Genomic DNA, 19,509 nt, shown 5'->3' on the forward strand with positions numbered 1-19,509 from the left:
ATTAAACTTATACAGAATTTACACTTTCAAGAGGGCTAATATTTTGCAAACAGTTGAAACAAAATCGCCGACAGCATTGAAAAGAGTCGTTGTTATTTTAATGTCATTGCTAGCAGTAGCAGTACTGTCGATCGCTACTTTTATCGCTATACCAGGAGAAAAAACAGTGTTTGCTGGAAAAAGACCTGCTAATATCGGCATTGTATCAGGAAAACTCGCAGCGTGCCCGAGTTCCCCCAACTGCGTCAGCAGCTTCAGTCAAGATGCCCAACACAAAATTGAGCCTTTGGCATACACTTCGTCCCAGAGTGAAGCGATGGCAAAGCTCAAAGCGGCGATCGAGTCCTATGGAAAAACTAAAATTATCACGGCAACTGATAACTACCTCTATGCGGAGTTCACCAGTGCTTTGATGGGGTTTGTTGATGACGTTGAATTTTTGGTAGATGATGCAGCAAAAGTCATCCACGTGCGATCGGCTTCGCGTCTGGGAGAGTCGGATTTAGGAGTTAATCGCAGCCGGATAGAAACAATCAGAACTCAACTAAATCAACTCTGAAATTAAAATTTCTAACTTTCCAGAAGCCCCTCTCCCGCAAGATCGGGGGCTTCAATTTTTGTCTGTAACGATGTAATGTTTATTTGTAACTATCTAGTTAACAATTATTAACATTAGGGACAGGGCAATGCCGTGTCCGGTGCGGGGAGTAGAATACGGCAATGCCGTGTCCGGCGCGGGGAGTAGGATACGGCATTGCCGTCTCCCTACGGTTCACTTTGACTTTTAATACTTGTTATAAGATTGACAATTGTAGAGTTTTACAATCTTTAAAATAGCTGAGCGCGCTAGCATAGAAGCAGAGATGCCGTAGTATTCCTATAGTATTAAACACCCTAAATTATACACTTCTGACTTTAGGGAGAGGGAACTGAACGAATTAATTTCTACTATTAATTTAAGTAGAGCGAAGAGGAAAAAACACATGGCACTTCAAAGATTAGCAGAATTTTATCCTAACTATCAGGAAGAAATCTTTGCTGGAGACGACATCAAGGGATTTGATGTTTATGCCGGCGACTCTGATGAAAAAGTAGGCACTGTTTATGATGCTTTGGTCGATGACACCGGTCGTTTCCGCTATCTGGTAATTGATACCGGTATTTGGATTTTTGGCAAAAAAGTATTGTTGCCAATCGGCTCTGCCCGCTTCGACTACGGAGCCCGTCGCGTGTACGCAACAGGCCTTCGCAGCAAAGCTCAAGCAGAACAATTGCCGGCTTACAATGAATTAGAACCAGTGGATTACGATCGCGAAGAACAGGTAAGAGGCATTTACCGCAATCAAGAAACAGCATCGGCAAGCACTGCAACTCCTGCTAGCTACGATCGCAGCAGCTACAGCTACGATATCGATCGCCCCCTCTACGACACCAACGAACAGCAGCACCAAAATCTCAAGCTTTATGAAGAACGCTTGATTGCCAACAAACACCGCGCAAAAACAGGCGAAGTAGCAGTTGGCAAGCGCGTGGAAACTGAAACAGCGCGAGCTTCAGTACCCGTTGAAAAAGAACGAGTTGTAATCGAGCGAGTAACGCCCGTAGAAGCTGGTCGAGTAGTTTCAGTTGGTGACGCTGACTTCCAATCAGGGGAAGTTGCACGCATGGAAGTCTACGAAGAAACAGCCGACATTCACAAGGAAGCTTTCGTGCGGGAAGAAGTCAACGTCAGAAAAGAAGTTGTTCGCAGCACGGTTGAAGGCGAAGAAACTTTGCGTCGTGAAGAATTAGACGTTAAGAGCGATGGAACTGCGGTTGTAGATAATAAAGATATCTAACGCAACCGCAACAGGTATTGCATAGTAATTGCGAATTAATGACGTAATTGTGTCACCGCACAGGTTTGATTTGTGGCATCGCGCAATTCCTATGTGACGGGGCGGGTGGGGTACAAAACTTGTCTGGTTTTGGCAAAGTTTATGCACTTTCCCCGCCTTTAGCAATGTGTCCTTTCCAATCCCTAATAAAAATCCCAAAGCAGGAAAATTTTAAAAATGAACCGTCAAGCCTCTGCAGAAAAGATCGCAACTGCAAAATCAATTACACGTCTCAACCGGGTGCCGGAAAAAGTCAGAACTAAGCTAAAAAGCTTTACAGTTAAAGACAACCAAGGTCAATTGGTAGGCAAAGTTAAAGATGTCTATTTTGATGAGAACGGTCAGTTAAACTTTGTGGTGGCAGGGCTAGGCAGTGAAAATACCCGCATTTTTTTACTAAGTATTAAGCTGCTCAAAAAAGTCGATTATCACCAAAAAGCGCTGTTTGTAAGTATTAATTCCGAACAAGTCGATATGCTGCCAGGAGTTTCAGCAAATGTGGGCAGTCAGTCTTTAGAAAATGCTTCTGAACCGCATAGTGAATTTAGTAACAGCGAGTTAAGGAATCCCTCAACAGTTATGTCAAATCTAACAGATGCCGATCTCATCGATGAAAATTTGGAGACAAATGAGGAAGAGTTGGATACTGTCGATCGAGAAGTAATTCGCCTGCTAGAAGAAAGATTGGTGATCAACCGCAGCAAGCGCAAAGTCGGCGAAGTCATCGTGCGCAAAGAAATTGAAACTCGGATGGTACAAGTGCCCCTCCAGTGGGAAAAGCTGATTGTCGAACAAGTCGGTGAAGATCCGAAGGTGTTGGCAGAAATAGATTTGGGCGAGGGAAACATCACCGGTATAGATTTGACGGAGGTTAAAAGCGATCGCCACGAACCGACAGTTAAGGCGGAATTTACCTCTGTGCAGAAAGCTAGCAAAATCTTAAATTCGATCGCCTCTCAACCCCGCCACGGTTGCGTTAAAGTCCGCCTAGAACTCGTTCTAGAAGACAAGCAACTTGAGGATACTTACCAAAAATGGATGGCGGAACACCACTCAGAGAGTTAAAATACTCCTCCTTTTCGCTGTAGATTTTAGCTATTAGGGAGAAACTTCAATCCAATAGCTGACTGTGGCGATCGATGCTGTGGGGAAAGTTCACCGACATCTACTAAGATAGTGTTCGGTAAATTAACCGTAATTTTGGTATGGGCGGGTTCACCAATATCTACAATACAAGCCAGAGCTCCGCAAACCTGCCCCAACCGGGATATTTAAATTTTTAGCGATCGGCATATAGACAAGATTGTACCCAATTGCGGTAAAATTGTGGTGGTCAAATTTAAAAGTATTTGAAAATGCCCAGCACAATCTCCGACATTAAAGTAAAAACGATCGCAGGCGAAGACAAGCAGCTAGGAGAGTACGCTGGCAAGGTACTCTTGATAGTTAACGTAGCTTCCCAATGTGGGTATACACCGCAATACAAAGGACTCGAAGAATTGAGCAAGAAGTACAGCGCTGCTGGACTTCGTGTTTTAGGATTTCCGTGCAACGATTTCGGAGGACAAGAACCCGGAAGTAATTCAGAAATCGTCAATTTCTGTACTACAAAATACGGCGTCACCTTTGAATTATTTGACAAAGTACACGCCAAAGGCAGTCAGCAGCACCCGCTGTACGCTAAGCTTACGAGTGCAGCCGATCCCAAGGGTGAGGTTTCGTGGAATTTTGAGAAATTCTTAGTTAGCAAACAGGGTGAAGTGGTTGCTAGGTTCCGCAGCAGTGTTGGCCCGGATTCGCCCGAACTGATCGCTGCTATCGATCGAGAATTGGCAAAATAAGAAGTTCGGTAACGCGCAGTGTACGGAATTTAACGGATTTAACCGATGGATGTTTAGGGAAGAGGGAAGAACTTAATAGGCTTTTTTTCCAATAAGTTGAAAGCTTATTTTTTTCTCTTCCCCATTGTTGGCAATCACTCAGCGATTAACAAATACCGATGGTTGGATTTAATTGGAGAACGGTTTAATTTAATGGAAAATACATCGGGATTAGATTTAGTTGTAGGTGTACTTGCCTTCGCGATTCTTGCAGGCGGTCTGGCAATGCTATTTGTAGGGATGGCATCGTTCCCTAAAGAAAAATAACAACACGTAGTCCTGGACGCAGGATTGTCGAGAAACCGGGTTTTTTTGCGACGAAAAGACGGGTTGTAGACCGCACAGGGGCGCAAACAACCCGGTTTCGCACCGGCCCCGAGGAATTCCTCACTAACAACTTAAAACGTTGATTGTCCAGGGCACGATCCGAATAAAACTAAAAGCATTCAATTTTAATATTCGCAATTGACAATCATGCAAACAACCCAAACCACAGTCAAAATTACCCTCGCGCCGGGGAATTTGCGCCGCGTTCACCATATTGCTTTAAACGTGCGCGACATGAAAGCTTCCCGCCACTTCTACGGTACAATTCTCGGCCTGCACGAACTAACAGGTGCAGAAATTCCCGCAACTTTAACAGAAATGGTAGCCGCTGGTAAAGTCGCTAATTTTGTCACTCCAGACGGCACTGTTATTGACTTGTTTTGGCAGCCGGACTTGGAACCGCCAAACCCAGACCCGGAGAAAGCTTTTACCCGCGCCAACCACTTAGCCTTCGATATCGATCCGGCTTTGTTCGATCGCGCTCTTGAAGTGCTAAAGTCAAATCAAATTGCGATCGACAGCGGCCCCGTCACTCGCGCTACAGGACGCGGCATTTACTTTTACGATCCCGACGGATTTATCATCGAAATCCGCTGCGATCCCGTTTAAACAGCAGCTATCTGTATCTCGGTGTTCCGCGTGCAGCCTGCATTTACTGTTCGCAGTCAGTGTAGCAGTATCTCACATTTAACGAGCGTCCACAACCAGCTCAAACGTAGGATCGGTCTGCTGTTTGACGATTAGGTTCGCTTATCTCCCCAGCGCCCCCTTAAGAAACAGGGCTGTTTGATTCTAATACTAAATCGGGAAAATAAAAAGCGATCGCCCTGAAGCAAATTAGATAGCAATCGCTCGTAATTTGGTAATTAATAATACCCACCTTCTAATCTAATCTCTAACAAAACTCAAGGATTTTATTCGAGTGCAGAGACAAAGACATCCACATAAGATTAATTTTACCGATATTCATACCATTTGAGATTTTATATTAAACAGTTACACTAAGGAATTGAGGTCTGACAAACAAAGTATTTACGGGGGAGGATCTGCATTGTCAAAAATAAACTATTACAGTATATTTCATGTATATTTGGTACACACCATATTGTATTAAGTAAGGTGCGCCACCTCGCCATCAACAACAATCTGCAATCTGCAAGTTTGATTGAACCATTGAGCAGCGACGCCCCCTACATAACAGTTACCACACAATATAGCTGCTACTGTGCTTCACCAACCTGGAATATGCTGTAATTTACTTCCTGCGAACGAAGTTTTTTCGTTAAAAAACCCGGTTGCTGGACCCCCCGTGCGTAACTCCTAAGAATATAAATTTCCCTTACATTAATTTGGGCCTGTGATTAACTTTTCAATTCTCTCAACTACTATTGCTGTGAATCTTTTCCGAGTTGTTAGCTTTCGATCGGTAACGGAAGGGCGAAGATGGCTCGGTGATAGGTTTTGACGGTTGATGATTTTGCTAGAATGAAACAGCCCTGCCCGCGAGGAGGGCGCTGGGGGGAGTTAGATGATTTTGGATTAAGACAGCAGACCGCTACTACATTTGATGTTAAGTTGACATCACTGCCAAAAAACAACAACCCTGCGGACTTACTTCGATTTTAGCTATTTAATCTCGACTCTAAGCTATATCGCTCGACACGACGCTTAAATTGACACCGATATCCATATATTATCACCAACCATGAAACAAACTCCAAACCCCCCCGATTTTATCATCATCGGCGTCCAAAAAGGCGGCACAACATCATTGTACAATTACCTGATCCAACATCCCGAAATCGCCGCCGCCACCCAAAAAGAAATCCATTATTTCGACCTCAACTTCGACCAAAGCGCCGACTGGTATTATTCCCAATTTCCCCAGCCGGAAAGCGGCGAATACCAGCTAACAGGAGAAGCCAGCCCCTACTATATTTTTCATCCCCGCGTCCCCCAGCGAATCCACGATTTATGTCCCCAAGTTAAAATCATCGCTTTGCTGAGAAACCCTGTAGAACGCGCAATTTCCCACTATCATTACTATATAAAAATCGGATACGAATCGCTGTCCCTAGAAAGTGCGATCGCCAGCGAACCAGAGAGACTCAAAGGCGAAATTGAAAAACTCCTAGCCAGCCCAACCTACTACAGTTACGAACACCAACACCACAGTTATCTAACACGCGGCATTTACGCCGATCAACTCCCAGCCTGGATGAAACTATTTCCCGAGGAACAAATCTTAATCCTCAAAAGCGAAGACTTGTACGCCAATCCCTGCGGCACATACAATAGCGTGTTAGAATTCTTAGATTTGCCGCCCCACCAACTAGAAACCTACGAAAAGTACAACTCGAATCAATATCCCTCAGTCAGCGAGACCGTATACGAGCAATTAAGAGTATATTATCGATCGCACAACCAAAGACTAGCCGAATTGTGCGATCGAGATTTCGGCTGGGATTAATCATTTCGGGAATGGTAGGGGCGGGTTTTACCAACAATATCTAACAAATACAAACAATCTAAATAAACCCGCCCCCACCCCACCAATAACCTACACGAACCTTGATTTCCTCGCAAAACGAGGTCGATTTACCGTTGGGTGGGGGCGGGTTTACGAGATTGTGGATTATTGACGATTATTTTTGGTGAAACCCGCCCGCCGTACAAATTTTTATAAAAATAGCTTGACATCCCAGTCTCCCTGTGCTAGGTTGTCGAATAGTATTGTGTTTAATCCACAAATCGCAGCACTTCACCTATGTTCACAGCCAACAGCTATTTTTATTTTTGGTACTGGAGAGTTCGCCCGGAGTGAATTTATAATTCACTGTGAACATCCGGGCGAACCGCAGATTAACACCTGCGGTTTTGTTTTTTCTAGTTCTTTTCTCAACAACCAATCTAGTACAAGCGAAAACACCGATGACATTATTCAGTAACTGGTATTACGGCTTTTATTTTTGGCCCAACAGGAGTTCTGGGTAAATTGTCGCGCTGTCTTTTCGCACCAACCCGGAACTCTTAAAAGTTCCGGGTTTTTTGTTGTCAACCACCCACTTAATTTTCCAGGAAAATACCCTCATGTTAGAAGCCAAACTCGCAACCAAATCTCATCCCGAACACCAAACAATTGTCAAACTCTCAGAAACAGTCTCTATCGGCGGCACAGAATTGTTAATAATCGGCGGCCCCTGTACCGTGGAAAGTTCTCAACAAATGGAAACAGTGGCCCGCCAACTCTCGGCAGCATCGGTGCAAGCTTTGCGGGGGGGAGTCTACAAACCCCGCACTTCTCCCTATGCTTTCCAAGGGATGGGAATTGAGGGACTCGAAATTTTAGCCGATGTCAGCCGGCGTTACGCTTTACCCGTCGTGACAGAGGTAATGTCGATCGCCCAAATCGAGCCCGTTGTCACCTATGCTGATATGCTGCAAATAGGAAGTCGCAATATGCAAAATTTCGAGCTGCTAAAAGCAGTAGGTCAAGCCGGAAAACCCGTCCTGCTAAAACGCGGTTTGTCAGCCACAATTGAAGAATTTGTGATGGCCGCCGAATACATTCTCAGTCACGGAAATCCTGATGTAGTTCTGTGCGAAAGAGGCATCCGCAGCTTCGATAATTACACGCGAAACGTATTAGATTTGGGTGCAGTCGCCGCACTGAAACAGTTAACTCACTTGCCAGTAATTGTAGACCCTTCTCACGCAGTCGGCAAGCGAGAATTAGTCGCACCAGTCGCCAAAGCAGCGGTTGCTTGCGGTGCTGACGGATTAATTGTTGAGTGTCACCCGCAACCGGAAAAATCGGTTTCTGACGCGCGGCAAGCTCTTTCTTTAGCGGATATGGTAGATTTAGTTGTTAGTTTGCGACCTGTAGCCGCTGCCGTTGGGCGGTGCGTACCAGATACTAAGTCATTAGTCATCAGTCATTAGTCATCAGTCATTAATTATTACTCTGCGCCTGAGGAGTTACTTTTTGTAGCGTCAGAATTTATTCTGGCGCACTTTTGCTGGGAAAGCGAAATTAGATTAAAATAAAAGCACAATCAATACTGTCATCTACAATATTTGGCTTTTATTATGGCACTCGTACTTAAAGTTCCGTCGATCGTCTGTCCAGGCTGCGGTGATACAATTACCAAAGCCATCCAAACTGTTGAATCCGATGCTTCTGTCAAGGTGGATATAGCGGCTAAAACTGTCACCGTTGAAGCCAAAGCTTCTGAAGAATCTATTAAACAAGCTGTTGTCGCTACGGGTCACACCATCGAAGGAGAATAATATTAGGATTCGTCTAAGTGTTCGGCGACTGCTTGGTAAAGTTCAAAAACGTGGCGATCGAGTAAACTATAAAAAACTTGTCTCCCAACCTTGCGGTAACTTACCAACCGCATCGCCCGCAATGCGCGCAACTGGTGCGATACTGCTGACTCGCTCATATTCAACGCCGCAGCCAAGTCGCACACGCACAGTTCTTGTTTTGCCAATACCGACAGCAGCCGCAGGCGGTTCGCATCTCCCAAAAGACTGAAAAACTCTGCCATCCGCTGCGCTTTTGCGGTGTTGAGAACTTGTGTTTGGATGTCGCCTGCCCGCAAACTGTCAACTAGGTGCGATGGATCGCACGTTGGTGTATCGTTTTGTTCGTAAGACTGACTTATCGCTCCGTTAACAGCAGAGTTGGGTGACATCTTTTCCAGGTTTGTTTTAATTCTCATTTTCATTTTAGTGCGATCGGCAAACGTTTTGTAACAAAAATTTTACATTTCCTTGACTAATATCTGAATATATGTTCAAATATTGGCATACAGAAACAAATCCACCAGGAGAAAATACAATGACCACCGTCACCCAAATGAAATGTGCCTGTCCTTCTTGCCTGTGCGTTGTCAGCCTCAGTGAAGCCATTGAAAAAGACGGCAAACAATACTGTTCCAGTGCTTGCGCTGAGGGCCACCCCAACGGCAGCGGCTGCGGCCACACCGGCTGCGAGTGCCACAAATAAATATTCGGCTTCAGAAAAGGTTAATCAACTGCAAAATATATCTAAAGGGAGATGCGAACAGCGCATTTCCCATTTTTTTTGCTTTTAGGTTAAAGAAAAGTTAAAATAAAGCTAATTTAAGGTTAAGACTGCATTAATAGACTCAGTAGAGAGCGAAAAAGCACAATTGCTACTTACGCAATACAATATAAGCCTGTTAGGGTCGCTATACTGACTATAAATAGTGCTATTAACAGCAGAGACCGAACCACAAGTTGAATACCAAAAGTTAAATTAGGAGGGGGCAATGAAAGAGCGGGAAGATTTTTTACATCCTCGCAATCGCTACTACGGTGATTTCACGCCAGAAAACTTGGCGTTTAATGCCAACTTGCAGGAATTTGCTCAGAAAATAACTTATATTTGCTCGCTGGAAACTGGGGGAAAAATTAGCTCTGAGAAAGCCTATAAAGATATTAAAGCGCTTTGGAAAGACTTAAAATCCTCTAAGAAGCAATTGGGAATTGGGCAAAAACCCCCCAACACCGATGGGGAAAATTCACCCTAAAGCCATCGAAGCAAACGCAGCGTTAGCCGTCGAAAACCCCTGCGATTGCGAGCGCTGCGTTTTGCTGCGTACCCAGCAAATGTAAGGTGGTTGCTGCACCCTACAAAGTCTACGGTTTGGGAGTTGGTGTTGCTTCTCCTGCAAAGGCAGTACAATTACCGCCGAGGCCAGAAGTAATCGCGCAAGTATTTGTTTTCAGCATTCCCTGATATGTATCAGCACCAGTGCCGGGGCCGCCCAACTCGTCGCTGTAAAGTTCCTTGTCCGAAATTTTGACATTTGCCTCCCTCGCCACAGTCTCCATCAACTTCGGATTAGTTGTAGTTTCGGCAAAAATTGTCGGCACTCCTGCGGTCTTAATTTCTGAGGATAAATTGGCAATTCTTGCTGCGGTGGGCTGTTCCTCTGTCGTCACACCCTGCAAAGCTCCAGCAATCTCCAAACCGTAAGCATCGGCATAGTAAGTCAGAGCATCGTGAGTTGTTACTAACTTGCGTTTTTGAGCTGGAACAGTCGCAATTTGAGCTTTTATCCAAGTATCTATTTTTTGCAACTCATCTGTTAAGCTTGCTGCATTTTTTGTAAAAAGTTGAGCATTGGTGGGGGAAACTTCGATCAATTTATCCCGAATTGTTTCTACCATGCGGATGCCATTTTGAGGGTTATGCCAAACGTGAGGGTCAGGGACTTTTTCGCCTTCTGCATGGGATTTGTTTTGGGCTTTCTCTTCACCGTGTTCGTGCTCGTGTTCGCCCATCAGCGGTTTGGGAACTGCGAGTTCGTGTACGGCGATTTTGGGCGCGGAATTACTGCTGGATTCAATTAACTTAATGATGCTGGGTTCGTGGTTGTAGCCGCCGTATAAAATCAGATTTGCTGTTTCAATCGCTTTGCGGTCTTCCGGCTTGGTTTGATAGGCGTGGGGGTCTTCTCCGGGCTCTATCAGACAGATGGTGTCGATCGAACTTTGAGCAATTTCTTTAGTTATGTTGCAGATAACGCCAGTCGTGGCGACGACTTTGGGCAAATTGGCGGCCCGACTGGCTTGACTTTGAGTTGCGGCGGGACTCTCTGGCGCCGGATTGGTTGCGTTCTGTCCTCCACTGCACCCAACCAGTCCGCAGCCAATTGCCAAAACAGCCGCACCGCAAAATCTGCGGGTTTTTCCAGGCAACTTCTTTAACATTTTTACCTTTGGAACGATAATCGTTATTGCTTTTTCGAGTTATCCTATTCTAGTAGGTACGAACAAGAATCGTTCTCAAAATCTCGAATTATGTTAGAAGTGCAAGACTTAGCTGTCAATTATCGAGGAATTTCGGCCCTCAACAGCGTGAATTTCCAGTTAGAATCGGGGCAATTAACTGGTGTGTTCGGCCCCAACGGCGCGGGGAAAAGCACGATGGTGAAAGCGATGCTGGGATTGATCCCCACCTGTCGGGGTTTGGTGAAATATCAGGGGCGGTTGCTGAAGGAACAGTTGTCGCGGGTGGCTTACGTGCCGCAGCGATCGCAAATTGACTGGGATTATCCGATTACGGTGTGGAATGCGGTGATGATGGCACGAACCGTCCAGGCTGGTTGGTTTCGCAGTCCCTCGAAGCAGTCCCAAGAATTGGTGAAAGCTGCTTTGCTGCGGGTGGGAATGTGGGATTTGCGCGATCGGCAAATTGGCGAACTATCTGGCGGGCAGCAGCAGCGGATTTTCTTAGCAAGGTCGATCGCCCAACAAGCCGATTTATTCTTCTTCGACGAGCCTTTTAACGCGATCGACAAAGCAACAGAAGAAATTATTTTTGATATTTTTGCCGAACTAAAATCGGAAAATAAAACCTTGTTAGTCGTCAGCCACGACTTAGGCGAAACTTTAAAACAGTACGACAATTTATTATTGCTAAATAAGCAGTTAATTGCAACTGGTTCCTGCCGGGAAGTCCTCACCGCAGCCAATATTCAAAAAGCCTATGGATACGATTTAAGTTTAGTTTCAGCGTAAGCAAAAAAAAATTGATCTTTAAAATAGATTGTGGCAGGGGCGTCCCGCCTGTGGAGTTGATTGTGGCAGGGGCGTCCCGCCTGTGGAGTTGATTGTGGCACGGGCATCCCGCCTGTGGAGTTGATTGTGGCACGGGCATCCCGCCTGTGGAGTTGATTGTGGCACGGGCGTCCCGCCTGTGGAGTTGATTGTGGCACGGGCATCCCGCCTGTGGAGTTGATTGTGGCACGGGCGTCCCGCCTGTGTAGTTGATTGTGGCACGGGCGTCCCGCCTGTGTAGTTGATTGTAGTTGAAAAAATCCTATTATTGACCTAATTCAATGTTAAACCTACTAATTGAGCCGCTACAATTCGAGTTCATGCGAAATGCGATCGCCGTCGGAATTTTGCTAGGAATTCTCTGCGCCGTTGTTGGCTCCTATTTAATTGTACAGCAAATGGGAATGATGATTGACATGATTGCCCATTCAGTATTAGCAGGATTGCCGGTGGCTTTTTCTTTAGGTTTCAATATTTCGATCGGCGCGTTTATATCGGGAATCATCAGCGCGGTAATTATGGCGTGGATTCAATCGCAATCGCGCCTTAAAGTTGATGCCGTTATGGCATTAATTTTGTCTACATTTTTAGCAATTAGCGTCACCTTGATTAGCTTGTTGCGGACAACAAAATTAGACCTAGACGGGTTTCTGTTCGGGAATATCTTGTCAGTTGCACCTGCTGACGTGCAGCAGACTTTTGTCATAACTTTGATAATTTTGGTAGCGGTTAAACTCCTTTACAAAGAACTGCTATTCTATACTTTTGACCCGCTGGGGGCGCAAGCGTCCGGTTTGCCTGTAAACTGGATTTATTTCGGGATGATTTCGGCGATTACGCTGACGATTGTTGCGAGTTTGCAAACTGTGGGAGCGCTGTTAGTAATTTCGCTGTTAATCGGGCCGGGAATTACGGCGTATTTGTTGGTAAAAGAGCTGCATTTAATGATGGGATTGGGAGCAATGATTGGGATTACAGCTAGCGTGACAGGTATGTATATCAGCTATTATTTGAATATGCCGTCTGGTGCGGCAATTGTATTAGTTGTGTTTGGGTTGTTTTTAGTAGCTTTGCTGTTCAGTCCCAGTCAAGGGATTTTGACAAGAAAGAGAGGATAACACTCCTAGACGCACAGGCTCTATCTGTTGTGCGTTTTTTAGGCTTACTTACGCAAAAAGTAATTTAACACCCTACTTATAACAGCTTGCTGAGCCCGAACTCTTTGCCGCGCATAGACTTTGACCAAACCAGCAATTCGCCTCCACAGCCGCCAGCGGCGAGAAACTGGCCTTCGGGATGCCATGCGAGACAGGAAAAACCGTCCTCTGCACCTTCTAGAATTTGCAGCAATTGTTCTGCTTCGTACCACAAACAAACTTGACCGTCTTCGGCTGCGGAAGCTAATAAAAATGTGGTAGGTTGAAAGGCGATCGCATTTACAACTTTTTCATGCACTTCTAACGCCCAAGAATCCCAACCGACACTTTCATCAGCGTGTTTTTCCCACACTGAAATCCCTTCGGAACTCGCAGCAGCTAACAAAGGCGCACCCAAGTAATTAGTTTTATCCGACCAAGCTAACTCCCGAACTTTCCCCGGAAAACCCTGCATTACCCACGGTTCAAAATTGCCCCATTCATTAACAATTAGAGTGTTGTCCATATTGCCACAAGCTAAATATTCCCCTTGTGGCGACCAAGCAATTGCACCTGTTGCAGAGGGTACTGATAAAATTTCCGGGTCTTCGTCCCAGTCTTCGCCATGCCAAACTTTGACGCCTTGATAGCCGCTAACTGCCAGATATTGAACCATAGGATGCCATGCTAAATCGAGGATAGATGATGAGTCGAAATTCAGCGTTACTTCAACAACATTATCCTCAGCATTCCAGACTTGAACGCAGCGGCCCATACTAAAAGCTAACTGGTTGCAGTTGGGACTCCAAGCTAACTTATCAACCCAGACGCGCTGGTTATCCAAATCAGCAATTAATTCTCCAGAATTAACGCGCCAAATTCGCACTTTTCCGTCTTGTCCGCCAGCAGCTAGGAATTGACTGTCGCGGGAAAAAGACAAGCAATCTGCTGATTTACCCGTGGCAGTTTGTAGCGTTTGCAATGACAATTCATTAACTGCCCCTACTGCTGCTAGCATCACCTCGCCCGCAGCGGAACAGACTGCTAAAGTTGTGCCGTCAGGCGACCACGTAACAGCAGTTACGTAGTCAGACAGCATTGCTTCGGCATGAATTTCTAGGGTTTGTTCACTTTTATTTGTCTTTTCGTTACCCATATTTATTGAATCTGAGATGTTGTACTCTTCTTAAGAACGGGCAAGATGCCCGTTCCACAAGAGATGAATTTTCTTTTTGTGGAACAGGCCGGAAAGCCTGTTCCGTTCCACAAGAGATGAATTTTATTCTTGTGGAACGGGTATCTTACCTGTTCCTAAAAGGCTTATTAAAAATGCTTCAAGATGCCAGTTAAACCAGGCATTTACGGAAATCCTCTCGCAATTGATTTTCGTTTAAGTCGCGACCGATGAATACCAGCTCGTTTTTCGGAGTTTCTGTAGCCTTCCAAGGTCGATCGGGCCTGCCGTCGAACACCATGTGTACTCCTTGAAAAACAAATCGCTTGTTGTCTCCGGCGACATTCAAAATGCCTTTTGTACGAAAGATATTCGGCCCTTGAGTTCGCAACAATTCCTCAATCCAATCGCTAAATTTGTTGCCGTCAATAGCACCGGATTCTACTATTGCTACCGAAGTAACAGTTTCGTCGTGTTCGTGATCGTGCTCGCCCAAAAAGTCGGGCTCGATTTCTAATGCCCGGTTCAAATCAAATGCTTTGACGCCCAACAAAGCATCCATTTGTAATTCAGCGTTGCGGGTGCGGTGAATTTTTGCCATTGCATTCATGGCGCGAATTCGCTTTTCTAATTCTGCCAATTCTTCCTCAGTCACTAAATCAGTTTTGTTGAGCAAAACTACATCGGCAAATGCAATTTGTTCTTGAGCTTCGTCTGCGTCCCAGTGCTGCCAGATGTGCTTGGCATCGACTACGGTGACAACTGCGTCTAGCAGCAATTTTTCCCGCATATCTTCGTCTACAAAAAAGGTTTGAATTACGGGTGCGGGGTCGGCTAAACCTGTTGTTTCGATGACTATGTGGTCGAATTTGTCTCGCCGCTTCATCAAGTTGCCGATAATCCGAATTAAATCGCCTCGGACTGTACAGCAAATGCAGCCGTTGTTCATCTCGAAAATTTCTTCGTCGGCATCAATTATCAGTTGGTTGTCGATGCCTACTTCGCCGAATTCGTTGACGATGACTGCAACTTTTTTGCCGTGTTCCTGTGTTAAAATGCGGTTCAGTAGCGTAGTTTTGCCTGCGCCGAGATAACCCGTGAGAACGGTAACAGGAACTGATTCGATCGCCCCAGCAGTCACCATACTTGACCTCGATTATTGTACAATGATAACCATTATCGCTATTTTATACCAAACTTGCTGGCAGCGGTCACAATATTAAATAATGTTAATAAATTGTTCGTGAGAGCTTGGAGGAGCGAGTTTGCCAATAATATTTGCTGCAATTCAAAATATCCATCAACCCGCCCCTCTCAGATGACAATTAGTTGTTAATTATAGCTGCAATTCGATCGCGTTCTAGCTCTCGACCGATCAGCACTAATTTGGTTTGGCGGAGTTCAGAAGGTTGCCAAGGACGATCGTAAAAATATTCTATGCGCGAGCCCACACCTTGCAACACCATCCTCATCGGTTTCTTGGGAACCGCCACAAACCCTTTAATCCGATAAATTTCCTCCTGCTGCATCAAGGATTGCAGTTTTTTGACCAAAGCTTCAGGTTCAAATTCGCGATCGGCAATAAAGTAAGTCGAGTTAATATCATCATCGTGTTCGTGTTCCTCCTCAGTATCGTGGTGACTCGGGCGAGACTCCAAATCATCCTCAACCGCCGCATTAAATCCCATGAGCACATCAGGGTTAATTTCGCCACCTTTGCAAGGCACAATTTTTACACTCGGACGCAACTCTTGCTGCAACCAGCTTTGGACTTTCTGGTGAGTTTCTGCATCTACGCGATCGACCTTCGTTAAAAGTACCATATCGGCACAGGCTAACTGGTCTTCAAACAATTCCTCGATCGGAGTTTCGTGATCTAAACTAGAATCAGCCTGCTGCTGTGCCATCAAAGCATCGATATCACCGACAAAAGAACCGCTAGCAATAGCTTCGCAATCGACAACAGCAACCACACCGTCTACAGTAGCACCCGTGCGAATTTCCGGCCAGCGAAAAGCTTGAATCAAAGGTTTAGGAAGTGCGAGGCCAGAAGTCTCAATTAAGATACAATCAATTTGTTCTCTGCGCTTCAACAATTCCTGCATAGTCGGCAAGAATTCCTCTTGAACAGTGCAGCAAAGACAACCATTTGTTAGTTCAACAATCTTGCTGTTAACATTTTCTTCTTCGTCGCAAACTTGGCAATCGCGCAGCAATTCTCCGTCAATTCCGATTTCGCCAAATTCGTTAACCAGAACAGCAATGCGGCGACCTTGATTATTTTGCAATAAGTGGCGAATTAAGGTAGTTTTGCCGCTACCGAGAAAACCAGTGATGACAGTAACAGGAATTTTGTGCATTGATAATTTAGTTGTTGTAGTGTGATTGAATATCTTTCAATTTTGGGTCAGTCAATTGCTGACAGGAAACTCGTTAAACCGACAGTCCGGCAGGGGTTTAAACCCCTGCCTCAAAGCGAAAGTCCTCTCAAGAGGACTAATGAGTTTAAAATTTTTATTCTCAGTCCTCTTTAGAGGACTTTCGCTATTAGCCAGGGACTTAAGTCCCTGGCAGATTGGTGGCTTTAGTTATCCCCGATGGGCAAAGCCTGGAAGGAAAGAGCTTAACTTCCCAGCGGCGGAATCTTTGCTAAAACACCTTTTTTCAGAGCTTGAGGACGCTCAGACCAAGGCAACAAACCGTCTGGTTTAGCATAGTATTGACCCGCGCATTCGAGTACAGCCTCGACGCTTTCCGACTCATTTGCTGGTAAATCGCCAAACAGATAAGTGTACTTTCCAACAGCAGCAAAAGACACCGCACAAGAGTGACTGCAAGCACTCATGCACTCAACCTCTTGAATCTCAAATTTATCCGAAAACTCCCAATCTTTAGCGAGTTGCGACAAATTTTCCATGAATTGTTGACCGCCGCTTTTGCCTTCTCGCTTGCCGTTTTTCCAAACACTAGCGCAAGCAGTGCAAACAAATAGACTGTGCTTGGTGCGTACAGCCGTGTTAATTCCATCCATCATCCGTACCTCGCAGATGCGTTCAAAAGTGAGTTAGATATCGGCGGGCATTCTGACTTTAGAAACCACAAGGGTTTCATTACAGTTGCGGGACAGCGCCGGACTTGCACCGAACTTTCCCCGTTTCCTCTAACGGCTGCTCCCCGCTAGAACCGATCGCGAAATCACATCATACCGCACTTGCCGCCTTTTTGGAAAAAAGTTATGTTGGTAATGTCGATTCATCAAAAAAAAATAACTCTTTGTGGAACAGGCATCTTGCCTGTTGCTGACAGGATAGAAACCCATCCCAAAAAACATAACTCTTTGTGGAACAGGCATCTTGCCTGTTCCTGACAGGATATAACCCCACAAAAAAAATAACTCTTTGTGGAACAGGCATCTTGCCTGTTGCTGACAGGATAGAAACCCATCCCAAAAAACATAACTTTTTGTGGAACAGGCAAGATGCCTGTTAATGACGGGCTAGAATCCCCTCCCACAATAAAATTACTACAAACTATATGAACGCATTCTCCGATTTTTCCACTCAGGGCTATCAGATTGAAAAAGAACTCGGACACAACAGTCTCGGCGGCCGAGTTACATACTTAGCGAAAAATACAAATACTCAAAAATTAGTTGTAATTAAGCAATTTCAATTTGCCCAATTAGGTGCTAGCTGGGCAGAATACGAAGCTTACGAACAAGAAATTAAAGTTTTGCAAAAACTGGATTTCCCGGGCATTCCCCGCTATCTCGATTCTTTTCAAACTGACAGCGGTTTCTGCATGGTGCAGGAATACAAAAATGCCGAATCTGCTGTCGCGCGGACTTTTTCGCCGCCGGATATCAAGCAAATTGCGATCGCCACTTTAGAAATTTTAGTTGACCTGCAAGCTCAGAAACCGCCGATAATTCACCGCGACATCAAGCCAGAAAACTTGTTAATAGATGACGAACTCAATGTTTATTTAGTAGACTTCGGTTTTGCGCGGCTAGGAGGTGGAAATATCGCGGCTAGCAGCGTCGTCAAAGGCACGATGGGATTCATGCCGCCGGAACAAATGTTTAACCGAGAATTAACCAAAGCCTCGGATCTTTACGGCTTGGGGATAACGCTGATTTGCTTGTTAACTGGTACGAAATCTGCGGATGTCGGCAACTTGATCGATGCTAATTATAGCATTCATTATCGGCATTTAGTACCGCCGTTGCAGCAGGGTTGGATGAACTGGCTGGAAAGGATGGTAGCACCGAGACTGCAAGACCGATACAAGTCAGCGGCTGATGCTTTAGCCGTTCTGCAATCTCTCGATGTTACCCGCTTGCCGAAAGTCAGAAGTAATCGCGATCGCCTGGAATTAACCGCTACAGAATTGGGAGAAACAATAAAAGAAATAATCGAAATTAGCAACCCAATTCCAGATACAATGCTTGCGGGCAGATGGGAAGTTGCCGCCCATCCGAACGACCCGCCACACACACCTTACGACCACCATTGGATCTCGTTTGAGCCGCAGAAATTTGATAGCAATAATGTTGCTTGCCAAATCCTAGTTGATACCAAACAATTGCTGGCAAGTCAAGCTTATGAGCGCTATATAATCTTGCATACTAATTCTGACCCCGACACTTATAAACTCAAAATCAAAGTCACAACAGCTCCCCTCCCTATACCAGAACTAACTACTTTATTGTCTAAAGGCAACCTGATTTTTATCTGCTGCTTGGTGTTATTCGGCTTTCTCTTTAACAGGGGCGACGCCTATGACATTGCTTTCGGTATTATTATGAGCTTAGTCTATGGATTTGCAGTTGCTGAAATCACGCTCTTAGCCGAATCAAATGGAAATAAAAAAACTTGGGTAGGAGGATTATTTGGAGCGCTAATAGGATTAATTTTATTATATTTTTTGGGTCTGTCTGTTTTTATTGAAGTTGTTGGTAATTTCCCCAAATCGAACAATACAATTCTATCAATTGCTGCCTCGCTCTGGATGGTAATTGCGCCGATATTCTTTAGTTTATGTGGAGCTGCACTTGGAAGTATGATGAATAGGGCTTTGGCTATGACTCTGGCTATTATCCTGCAATTTTTATTATTTGCATTGGTTATTCTCGGGGCAATGATCGAGGGTGAGGGTTCCTGGTCCGCATTTTTTATTTTGCTAACCAATTGGTGTTGCATGATAGTTTATACGATTTTTCATAATCCGATTGACGAGCAGACTACCCTGAGAAGAATTATTAACATAGATCTCAACAAAAGAAAATTTCTATTTTCTGGATTTTGTACTAGCTTGCTAGTAGCATTTCGACTGTTTTTAAACGTTGTCACTCAACGAGAATGGGTTGAACCAATGGAAATAGTAGCTGTAGGAGGAGCGACAATCGCCTCTTTAGCTGTCACGGCTATTCCATTACTTGAGATGATTGTTTTTAAGCCGAAGAGAATTATTGCTAATTATCGCAAATTACAAGCAAGTTTAATTAAACCTTAAATAAT

General features: G+C 44.9%; 21 protein-coding genes and 1 riboswitch. Of the genes, 14 read left to right on the forward strand and 7 right to left on the reverse strand.

Going from position 1 to position 19,509, the window contains the following annotated elements:
* Positions 1-166 precede the first annotated feature (166 nt).
* From QUA80_RS07180 to QUA80_RS07220, 9 genes are all read left to right on the forward strand, one after another.
* On the forward strand, positions 167-559 hold the full coding sequence (locus QUA80_RS07180) for a DUF1499 domain-containing protein (protein ID WP_445302212.1): 393 nt from the start codon (positions 167-169) through the stop codon (positions 557-559).
* Between the two features lie 424 nt (positions 560-983).
* Complete coding sequence (locus QUA80_RS07185; protein ID WP_333422747.1) at positions 984-1,838, forward strand: DUF2382 domain-containing protein; 855 nt, start codon at positions 984-986, stop codon at positions 1,836-1,838.
* Positions 1,839-2,054: 216 nt separating this feature from the next.
* Positions 2,055-2,942, forward strand: a complete 888-nt coding sequence (locus QUA80_RS07190) for a DUF2382 domain-containing protein (RefSeq protein ID WP_333422749.1) — start codon at positions 2,055-2,057, stop codon at positions 2,940-2,942.
* 290 nt (positions 2,943-3,232) lie between these two features.
* Complete coding sequence (locus QUA80_RS07195; protein ID WP_333422751.1) at positions 3,233-3,718, forward strand: glutathione peroxidase; 486 nt, start codon at positions 3,233-3,235, stop codon at positions 3,716-3,718.
* Positions 3,719-3,814: 96 nt separating this feature from the next.
* Entirely contained in the window at positions 3,815-4,024 is a 210-nt protein-coding gene (locus tag QUA80_RS07200; RefSeq protein WP_333422753.1) for a hypothetical protein, read from the forward strand.
* A gap of 207 nt (positions 4,025-4,231) precedes the next feature.
* Positions 4,232-4,693, forward strand: coding sequence for a VOC family protein (locus tag QUA80_RS07205; RefSeq protein ID WP_333238241.1), 462 nt, complete (start codon positions 4,232-4,234; stop codon positions 4,691-4,693).
* A gap of 1,096 nt (positions 4,694-5,789) precedes the next feature.
* Positions 5,790-6,554, forward strand: coding sequence for a sulfotransferase domain-containing protein (locus QUA80_RS07210; protein WP_333422754.1), 765 nt, complete (start codon positions 5,790-5,792; stop codon positions 6,552-6,554).
* A 620-nt stretch (positions 6,555-7,174) separates the two neighbouring features.
* Positions 7,175-8,026: a 3-deoxy-7-phosphoheptulonate synthase gene (gene aroF, locus QUA80_RS07215; RefSeq protein ID WP_333422755.1), complete on the forward strand. Its 852-nt coding sequence runs from the start codon at positions 7,175-7,177 to the stop codon at positions 8,024-8,026.
* Between the two features lie 147 nt (positions 8,027-8,173).
* The gene (locus QUA80_RS07220; protein ID WP_333422757.1) at positions 8,174-8,374 is read left to right on the forward strand and encodes a heavy-metal-associated domain-containing protein; all 201 of its coding nucleotides are present in this window, start codon (positions 8,174-8,176) and stop codon (positions 8,372-8,374) included.
* Positions 8,375-8,376: 2 nt separating this feature from the next.
* Here the strand turns inward: QUA80_RS07220 and QUA80_RS07225 are convergent, their stop codons facing one another.
* The gene (locus QUA80_RS07225) at positions 8,377-8,784 is read right to left on the reverse strand and encodes a metalloregulator ArsR/SmtB family transcription factor (RefSeq protein ID WP_333422759.1); all 408 of its coding nucleotides are present in this window, start codon (positions 8,782-8,784) and stop codon (positions 8,377-8,379) included.
* Between the two features lie 146 nt (positions 8,785-8,930).
* On the opposite strand from QUA80_RS07225, the gene QUA80_RS07230 reads away from it, so the two are divergent.
* On the forward strand, positions 8,931-9,098 hold the full coding sequence (locus QUA80_RS07230) for a metallothionein (protein WP_333422760.1): 168 nt from the start codon (positions 8,931-8,933) through the stop codon (positions 9,096-9,098).
* 286 nt (positions 9,099-9,384) lie between these two features.
* Complete coding sequence (locus QUA80_RS07235) at positions 9,385-9,645, forward strand: DUF7219 family protein (RefSeq protein ID WP_333422762.1); 261 nt, start codon at positions 9,385-9,387, stop codon at positions 9,643-9,645.
* Between the two features lie 109 nt (positions 9,646-9,754).
* On the opposite strand, the gene QUA80_RS07240 is transcribed toward QUA80_RS07235, so the two are convergent.
* Positions 9,755-10,831 (reverse strand): metal ABC transporter solute-binding protein, Zn/Mn family, encoded by a 1,077-nt coding sequence (locus QUA80_RS07240; protein ID WP_333422764.1) that lies wholly within the window; start codon positions 10,829-10,831, stop codon positions 9,755-9,757.
* A 90-nt stretch (positions 10,832-10,921) separates the two neighbouring features.
* Between QUA80_RS07240 and QUA80_RS07245 the strand changes: the two genes are divergently transcribed.
* Positions 10,922-11,641 (forward strand): metal ABC transporter ATP-binding protein, encoded by a 720-nt coding sequence (locus tag QUA80_RS07245; RefSeq protein ID WP_333422766.1) that lies wholly within the window; start codon positions 10,922-10,924, stop codon positions 11,639-11,641.
* Between the two features lie 18 nt (positions 11,642-11,659).
* On the opposite strand, the gene QUA80_RS07250 is transcribed toward QUA80_RS07245, so the two are convergent.
* Positions 11,660-11,902, reverse strand: a complete 243-nt coding sequence (locus QUA80_RS07250) for a hypothetical protein (RefSeq protein ID WP_333422767.1) — start codon at positions 11,900-11,902, stop codon at positions 11,660-11,662.
* Between the two features lie 59 nt (positions 11,903-11,961).
* On the opposite strand from QUA80_RS07250, the gene QUA80_RS07255 reads away from it, so the two are divergent.
* Positions 11,962-12,798: a metal ABC transporter permease gene (locus QUA80_RS07255; protein ID WP_333422769.1), complete on the forward strand. Its 837-nt coding sequence runs from the start codon at positions 11,962-11,964 to the stop codon at positions 12,796-12,798.
* Between the two features lie 76 nt (positions 12,799-12,874).
* Here QUA80_RS07255 and QUA80_RS07260 read toward each other — a convergent pair whose 3' ends face one another.
* From QUA80_RS07260 to QUA80_RS07275, 4 genes are all read right to left on the reverse strand, one after another.
* Positions 12,875-13,972, reverse strand: a complete 1,098-nt coding sequence (locus tag QUA80_RS07260; protein WP_333422771.1) for a WD40 repeat domain-containing protein — start codon at positions 13,970-13,972, stop codon at positions 12,875-12,877.
* Between the two features lie 190 nt (positions 13,973-14,162).
* Complete coding sequence (locus QUA80_RS07265; protein WP_333422773.1) at positions 14,163-15,134, reverse strand: GTP-binding protein; 972 nt, start codon at positions 15,132-15,134, stop codon at positions 14,163-14,165.
* A 181-nt stretch (positions 15,135-15,315) separates the two neighbouring features.
* Positions 15,316-16,350, reverse strand: a complete 1,035-nt coding sequence (gene cobW / locus QUA80_RS07270; RefSeq protein WP_333422775.1) for a cobalamin biosynthesis protein CobW — start codon at positions 16,348-16,350, stop codon at positions 15,316-15,318.
* Between the two features lie 263 nt (positions 16,351-16,613).
* Complete coding sequence (locus QUA80_RS07275) at positions 16,614-17,024, reverse strand: DUF1636 domain-containing protein (protein ID WP_333422777.1); 411 nt, start codon at positions 17,022-17,024, stop codon at positions 16,614-16,616.
* Between the two features lie 22 nt (positions 17,025-17,046).
* A riboswitch (cobalamin riboswitch) is annotated at positions 17,047-17,193 on the reverse strand.
* 331 nt (positions 17,194-17,524) lie between these two features.
* Between QUA80_RS07275 and QUA80_RS07280 the strand changes: the two genes are divergently transcribed.
* Positions 17,525-19,504 (forward strand): serine/threonine-protein kinase, encoded by a 1,980-nt coding sequence (locus QUA80_RS07280; protein ID WP_333422779.1) that lies wholly within the window; start codon positions 17,525-17,527, stop codon positions 19,502-19,504.
* Positions 19,505-19,509 lie beyond the last annotated feature (5 nt).

Origin of the sequence: Microcoleus sp. F4-D5 (assembly GCF_036704885.1) — a bacterium.
Taxonomy (GTDB): Bacteria; Cyanobacteriota; Cyanobacteriia; order Cyanobacteriales; family Microcoleaceae; genus Microcoleus.

Bases quoted from the DNA above. Each gene is read 5' to 3' on its own strand.
- QUA80_RS07255 (WP_333422769.1), top strand. From the start codon at position 11,962: ATGTTAAACCTACTAATTGAGCCGCTACAATTCGAGTTCATGCGAAAT.
- QUA80_RS07275 (WP_333422777.1), bottom strand. From the start codon at position 17,024: ATGATGGATGGAATTAACACGGCTGTACGCACCAAGCACAGTCTATTT.
- QUA80_RS07280 (WP_333422779.1), top strand. From the start codon at position 17,525: ATGAACGCATTCTCCGATTTTTCCACTCAGGGCTATCAGATTGAAAAA.
- QUA80_RS07265 (WP_333422773.1), bottom strand. From the start codon at position 15,134: ATGGTGACTGCTGGGGCGATCGAATCAGTTCCTGTTACCGTTCTCACG.
- QUA80_RS07230 (WP_333422760.1), top strand. From the start codon at position 8,931: ATGACCACCGTCACCCAAATGAAATGTGCCTGTCCTTCTTGCCTGTGC.
- aroF (WP_333422755.1), top strand. From the start codon at position 7,175: ATGTTAGAAGCCAAACTCGCAACCAAATCTCATCCCGAACACCAAACA.
- QUA80_RS07205 (WP_333238241.1), top strand. From the start codon at position 4,232: ATGCAAACAACCCAAACCACAGTCAAAATTACCCTCGCGCCGGGGAAT.
- QUA80_RS07185 (WP_333422747.1), top strand. From the start codon at position 984: ATGGCACTTCAAAGATTAGCAGAATTTTATCCTAACTATCAGGAAGAA.
- QUA80_RS07235 (WP_333422762.1), top strand. From the start codon at position 9,385: ATGAAAGAGCGGGAAGATTTTTTACATCCTCGCAATCGCTACTACGGT.
- QUA80_RS07190 (WP_333422749.1), top strand. From the start codon at position 2,055: ATGAACCGTCAAGCCTCTGCAGAAAAGATCGCAACTGCAAAATCAATT.
- QUA80_RS07195 (WP_333422751.1), top strand. From the start codon at position 3,233: ATGCCCAGCACAATCTCCGACATTAAAGTAAAAACGATCGCAGGCGAA.
- QUA80_RS07245 (WP_333422766.1), top strand. From the start codon at position 10,922: ATGTTAGAAGTGCAAGACTTAGCTGTCAATTATCGAGGAATTTCGGCC.
- cobW (WP_333422775.1), bottom strand. From the start codon at position 16,350: ATGCACAAAATTCCTGTTACTGTCATCACTGGTTTTCTCGGTAGCGGC.
- QUA80_RS07225 (WP_333422759.1), bottom strand. From the start codon at position 8,784: ATGTCACCCAACTCTGCTGTTAACGGAGCGATAAGTCAGTCTTACGAA.
- QUA80_RS07210 (WP_333422754.1), top strand. From the start codon at position 5,790: ATGAAACAAACTCCAAACCCCCCCGATTTTATCATCATCGGCGTCCAA.
- QUA80_RS07260 (WP_333422771.1), bottom strand. From the start codon at position 13,972: ATGGGTAACGAAAAGACAAATAAAAGTGAACAAACCCTAGAAATTCAT.
- QUA80_RS07220 (WP_333422757.1), top strand. From the start codon at position 8,174: ATGGCACTCGTACTTAAAGTTCCGTCGATCGTCTGTCCAGGCTGCGGT.
- QUA80_RS07240 (WP_333422764.1), bottom strand. From the start codon at position 10,831: ATGTTAAAGAAGTTGCCTGGAAAAACCCGCAGATTTTGCGGTGCGGCT.